The sequence below is a fragment of the Gluconobacter sp. GP1 genome (assembly GCF_032913585.1).
In the GTDB taxonomy this organism is placed as follows: domain Bacteria; phylum Pseudomonadota; class Alphaproteobacteria; order Acetobacterales; family Acetobacteraceae; genus Gluconobacter; species Gluconobacter cerinus.
Map to the genome: position 1 here is coordinate 1 of NZ_JASGXC010000058.1, position 497 is coordinate 497.

Here is a 497-nt window from a genome sequence, read left to right on the forward strand (position 1 = left end):
GGCCATTTCAGTATTTATCGAAATTATGGCTCTTTTTCAGGCAGCTTCGTCGAATTTACCGGGGTCGCCAAAGCCGCTGGCCATGCCGGAACAGATCAGTATTCTTCTGATTCGGACGTTTATGATAACAGCGTCGTTGGTACATACAGCAAGACGTCTATCGCCGTTCGCATTCACGATCATGTCCAAGGCATTTTCGTGTCTCGCAATCGTTTCCTGATCTTCGGTTATGGCGTGTACATGGGACCAGGCGATGATACCGGGTCGGAAGGCATGGAGGTTATCGATAATGGTCTCGGCGTCCGGTATGGCGGTATCTGGATTCAGGGAGGCCTGAACATTATCTCCCGGAATAATATGCAGGCAGCTGCGGATGCTTCGTTTATCGGGTATAATATCGGAAGCGCTACGGCACCGAGCGTCTATTCCACATTCACGGATAACGGCGCAAACTCACTCGGTGGCTCGTCCTCCCAGACCACTCCTGTATATCAGTT

The 497-nt window shown here is 50.9% G+C and carries 1 protein-coding gene; it reads left to right on the top strand.

All coding sequences use genetic code 11. The features are described from left to right. Window positions 1-497 (top strand): hypothetical protein (locus R5H23_RS16910; RefSeq protein ID WP_317216137.1); only part of this gene is annotated, 497 nt, incomplete at both ends.